Below are 4,965 nucleotides of genomic sequence, written 5' to 3' on the forward strand. Positions count from 1 at the left end.
GCCTGAAAGAAATGCGTCGCACCAGCGAAGGGGGTCTAGCGGGGCCATGACGTGCTCTCACTAAGGACTGGGCAGAAGGAATGCTGAATGCGCGATGCCATAGCGTGGCGGCTATAGAAATAGCCGCAATAAAAAACGTCGATATCTCAACAAGGCTTAGCTAAGCCGCCGTCATTAACTAATCGTCGCTCCCAGCGCAGCGATAACACGGCTCAACGAAATGGATGCAAGACCACGCACCGGCACTCGACCCGCGTGGCTTGCCATCATCTTGGCGCGATACATTGCCCGCTGCTGCGTTGGCGCCCTACTCGCTCGCGGACGCCATCCGCAGGGCTCCCAGGCCTGCTTCAGCTACTCGTACGTCCGCAGAAGGCACGAAACAAAGTAAGGCGCTTACGCTAGGGCAATGGAAACCGCGCCGTCTTGAGGGATTAAATGATTTTTGGCGCGAATCTCGGCACAAATTCACGCATCTTGCACACAAACAATGACCCAGCGGAAAGTCGCGCAAGGCGCAACGCGTTCAATCCCAGCGATTGGCATGCTGGGGGAATCCCGGACGCTGTATTCGCACCACACAGAATCGCTGCCCGGTAGGCGCCTGCATCACGACCCAACGCTCAAGGCGATCCACCACCTGAGCCCCTAGCTGCTGCAGGCGAGCCACCTCAGCGGGGATGTCATCGGTCTCGATATCGATATGCACCCTGCTTTCATGGGTCACGCGCTGAATTTGCACGATGGGCTCGCCGTCGGGCGTGTCCAGCATGCGATAAGGGCCGCGCGTACCAGGATGGTTCAAGTCGATCGCTCGCCCCAAAGCCTCAGCCCAGAAGCTGGCGGCCTTATCGATATCGGGCGTATGGCAATCGATGAGCAGCGCGCAAAGACGGGAGTAATGCATAGCGTCCTCTCAAGCGGTAGTTCACTACCGAAACCTACGGCCCCCTGAAGATCGGATGATGCCCTGGTCGCGCATCTCAGCGAGGCGATTGGTGTGAATCGCACTGGCATCGTCGGCAATATCACATGCCGCGATGGCGCCTAAACTCGGATGCTTACTTCGTGAAAGCGCTGCGTGCGCCGGTCCTGCCACTGGTGGGAAAACGCCACGGCGATGTTGACGCCGATGACTACGATAGCCATATGGCGACGCTTCTGCCGACTATCGCTAACACCAGTACTTGCAACCAGAAAAACCACGCACTCCAGAACGGGCGCTTCCATGGCATGTCCCACACGGCGTAGACGATAAGCAAGATCGCGCCAACGGGAAAGACGATGAAGCACAGTCCCAAGAAGGCGCCCGCGGCTAGGCCACCCTGGCCACTGGAAAGAAGCCAGACCAGCACCAGCGCCGCCCCCAGGCAAAGCGACGACGCCGCGAGCACTACGGCCAGCAGCGGATGCACCGGTTTTGAAGTTGTCGCTTCGCTATCCATGCTTTGCTCCACAGCTGCCTTGCGCTGTTCAGACGCGGACGATGGCAGAGGGCAGACTCGAAGACAAGTCAGGTGCCGCGTACATGTACTGCTCATCCACGGAAAACCCGCGGATGAAGCCCGGCACCGAACCTGCTTTAGCTGCGATGAGCTGCGAGCAGAACGCCACGACTAGGTGCTCGCACAATCGCCCCTGAGCGAGCCAAGCATGCCTACAGCGTGACGCGCCGGGCTTCCGATAGCGGCCCGCATCGTTAATCTTCGATGTCTCCCGCAAGCGAGCGCCCCAGCGCTTACATCAGCTCCTGCGAGTAACCTCCCAGCTGACGTACCTCGCACTCCACCGTCCACTCGGTGCCGTGGGTGAGCAGAAAGCGTCGTACCCATTCCAGGGCTTCTTCCTGCGATGCCGCCTCCAACATGAAGAAGCCGCCGATCACTTCCTTGGACTCGGTGAATGGGCCGTCGGTCGCCTTGATCTTGCCGCTGTCGAGGCGAATCCGCGCGCCTTCGGAGGTCGGCCGTAGCCCGTCGGTGTCGAGCAGTACACCCGCCTGCTTCATTTGCTGCATCAGCGTGCCCATCTCGGACATCAACCGCTCGTCCGGCACTTGGCCTGAGTTTTCGTCGATCTTGATCAGTACTAGAAATCGCATGGGTATCTCCATCGTGGTCGGGAAGAAGGCCTGCGGCTGGTATCTCCAGCAGCGCGGACCTCTATAGAGGCGACGAATGGGCAGCGGCTGAATCGACAGCTTGTGCGACACGAAAATTCAGGATCGGTGGTCGTCAAACGACGCCTGGCTGCCGCGATAAGCGGCGAACCGAGCCGCCGCTTATCGCCAAGGCTTCAACCCGCTCCAGCTTCAAGGTCATCGTGGCGTGTTTGCCGGCAGGCCTCCTGCACCCTGCCATGCGTAACTGAGGCTATTCGCAAAGGCGTTCCTCGGACGCTGTCTATGTTCAGGCGCGCGAGCGCTGCGCCTCGATGAATTGCCTGGGCGTGCAGTCGTACTCGCGGCGAAACACCGCGTACATGTACTGCAACGAGGTGAAACCGCAGCGTACAGCGACATCCGCCAGCGGAATACGCGGGTCGGCAAGCATGCCGTGCGCCATCTTCAGTTTGTGGTCGAGAATGGTCTGATGCACGGTCTGCCGCAGTTCGCGCTTGAAATGCTCTTCCAGCAAGGTGCGCGAGACGCCGACATAGTCGGCCACCTGTTCGGTCTTGATACCAAGGCACGCGTACTGCTGGATGTAATGGCGCGCGCGCATCACATGCGGGCTTTTGCTCGGCTGGTGCTGACTCGACGCCTGCACGTTGAGCCCGACCGGCGGCACCAGCACCCGCGTGGTCGAGCAATCGCTGCCATGCAGCATCTGATGCAGGATCTGCGCGGCGGTGCGGCCCATTTCCTCGGCCCCCTGGATCACCGAGGTCAGCGAAATACGGCTTAGCAACTGCGCCATGGGATCGTTGTCGATGCCGACGACGGCGATCTGTCCGGGTACCGGCATGTCGGCCACCACGCAGGCTTGCAGCAACTGCCGTGCGCGCGCATCGGTCACCGCGATAATGCCGATCGGCTTGGGTAGCGAGCGTACCCACTCCACCATTTCTTCTTGCGCTCGCCCCCAACCGCCCGCGCTGGTGGGCGAGCCGCGATAAATGATGCCCTCGACGCCATCGGTGGCGACCATTTGCGCGAACGCGGCTTCGCGTTCTTGCGCCCAACGATTGCCTGGCACCGCCGGCAGCCCATAGAACGCAAAGCGCTGAAGCCCCTGCTCGATCAAATGATCATAAGCCGTTCGCACCAGCATCACGTTGTCAGTGGCGACATAAGGCGTGCCGACGGGATAGAGACGATCGTCCGCATACGAGCCACCCATCGCGACGATGGGCATGGAAAGCGTCGCCAGGGTTTCGGCTACGACCGGGTCGTCGAAGTCGGCAATGATGCCGTCGCCGCCCCAACGATGGATGCCCAGGGTGCGAGAGCGGAAATCATCCTCCATGAAGAGATCCCACTCCACTCGGGTCGATTTCAGATATTGACCAATCCCGGCGATGACCTGCCGGTCATAAACCTTATTCGCATTGAACAACAGGGCGATGCGATGAGGTGGCATGAGATGAGCCATGGCTAACGATGTCGCCGAACTTTGCGTGTCCGTGTGTGGCACGCTAACAGCTCCGGCACGGGGGTACATGACGCGCCGCGACAACAAAAAAGACTAAATCGCTGGTGGATTTCGCAATTGCACCAGCACAGCGGCGCTCGGCAGCATCGCAAGGGCAACCAAGGACTGCCGATGACTTACTTCCACTCGATTTCCCCTATTCGCTTTGAAGGCGCCGATACGCAGACGCCGCTAGCATTTCGCCACTACGACGCGCGCCGCGTCATCCTGGGCAAGAGCATGGCCGAGCATCTTCGGCTGGCCGCCTGCTACTGGCATAGTTTTGTCTGGCCCGGTGCCGACATGTTCGGTGCCGGCACCTTCGAGCGCCCCTGGCAGCAAGCCGGCGATCCGATGAAGCAGGCACATGCCAAGGCCGATGCGGCGTTCGATTTCTTCCGCCGGCTGGGTGTGCCTTTCTATACCTTTCACGACACCGACATCGCTCCCGAAGGCAGCTCTCTCGCCGAGTACTCTCGCCATTTCGCGGAAATGGTCGAGGTGCTTGAAGCCAAGCAGGCCGAGACCGGCATGCAGCTGCTATGGGGTACTGCCAACCTGTTCAGCCATCCACGTTATGCCGCCGGCGCCGCCAGCAATCCGCAGCCCGAGGTGTTTGCCTATGCCACGGCGCAAGTGCGTCACGCCATGAATGCCACCAAGCGTTTAGGCGGTGCCAACTATGTGTTGTGGGGCGGGCGCGAGGGTTACGACACCCTGCTCAACACCGATCTGCGTCGCGAGCGCGCCCAGCTAGGCCGTTTTTTCCAGATGGTGGTCGAACACAAACACCGCATCGGTTTCAACGGCACGCTGTTGATCGAGCCCAAACCGCAAGAGCCGACCAAGCATCAGTACGACTACGACAGCGCCACGGTATATGGTTTTCTAAAAGAGTTCGGCCTGGAGCAGCAGGTCAAGGTCAACCTCGAAGCCAATCACGCCACCTTGGCCGGCCATTCGTTTCATCACGAAGTGGCCACGGCGATTTCCCTGGGCATTTTCGGCAGTATCGATGCCAATCGCGGCGACCCGCAAAACGGCTGGGACACCGATCAGTTTCCCAATAGCATCGAAGAACTCACCCTGGTGATCTACGAGATCCTGAAAGCCGGCGGCTTCAGTCACGGCGGTTTCAATTTCGACACCAAGGTACGCCGGCAAAGCAGCGCGGCAGCCGATCTGTTCTACGGCCATATCGGCGCGATGGATGCGTTGGCGCTGGCCCTGGAGCGAGCCGCCGCGATGATCCAGAACGATGCGCTGGCTGCGTTCAAGGCCGATCGCTATGCCGGATGGGAGGCGGATCTCGGTGCTCGCATTCTTGCCGGCG

5 protein-coding genes are annotated in these 4,965 nt (G+C 60.3%); 1 reads left to right on the forward strand and 4 read right to left on the reverse strand.

Annotated features, from left to right (window positions below; all coding sequences use genetic code 11):
- Nucleotides 1-526: 526 nt before the first annotated feature.
- The 4 genes from OUZ52_RS22275 to OUZ52_RS22290 all read right to left on the reverse strand — a co-directional run bounded on the left by OUZ52_RS22275 (nucleotide 527) and on the right by OUZ52_RS22290 (nucleotide 3,581).
- Nucleotides 527-907 (reverse strand): VOC family protein, encoded by a 381-nt coding sequence (locus tag OUZ52_RS22275; protein ID WP_266160790.1) that lies wholly within the window; start codon nucleotides 905-907, stop codon nucleotides 527-529.
- 229 nt (nucleotides 908-1,136) lie between these two features.
- Nucleotides 1,137-1,445, reverse strand: coding sequence for a hypothetical protein (locus tag OUZ52_RS22280; RefSeq protein WP_266160791.1), 309 nt, complete (start codon nucleotides 1,443-1,445; stop codon nucleotides 1,137-1,139).
- A gap of 293 nt (nucleotides 1,446-1,738) precedes the next feature.
- Complete coding sequence (locus tag OUZ52_RS22285; protein WP_266160792.1) at nucleotides 1,739-2,101, reverse strand: YciI family protein; 363 nt, start codon at nucleotides 2,099-2,101, stop codon at nucleotides 1,739-1,741.
- Between the two features lie 307 nt (nucleotides 2,102-2,408).
- Nucleotides 2,409-3,581 carry a XylR family transcriptional regulator gene (locus OUZ52_RS22290; protein ID WP_266160793.1) on the reverse strand — a complete coding sequence of 391 codons (1,173 nt, stop codon included), beginning with the start codon at nucleotides 3,579-3,581 and terminating at the stop codon, nucleotides 2,409-2,411.
- A 183-nt stretch (nucleotides 3,582-3,764) separates the two neighbouring features.
- Between OUZ52_RS22290 and xylA the strand changes: the two genes are divergently transcribed.
- On the forward strand, nucleotides 3,765-4,965 hold a 1,201-nt coding region (gene xylA / locus OUZ52_RS22295; RefSeq protein WP_266160794.1), incomplete at its 3' end, for a xylose isomerase.

This window comes from Dyella silvatica (assembly GCF_026283955.1).
Classification (GTDB): domain Bacteria; phylum Pseudomonadota; class Gammaproteobacteria; order Xanthomonadales; family Rhodanobacteraceae; genus Dyella_C; species Dyella_C silvatica.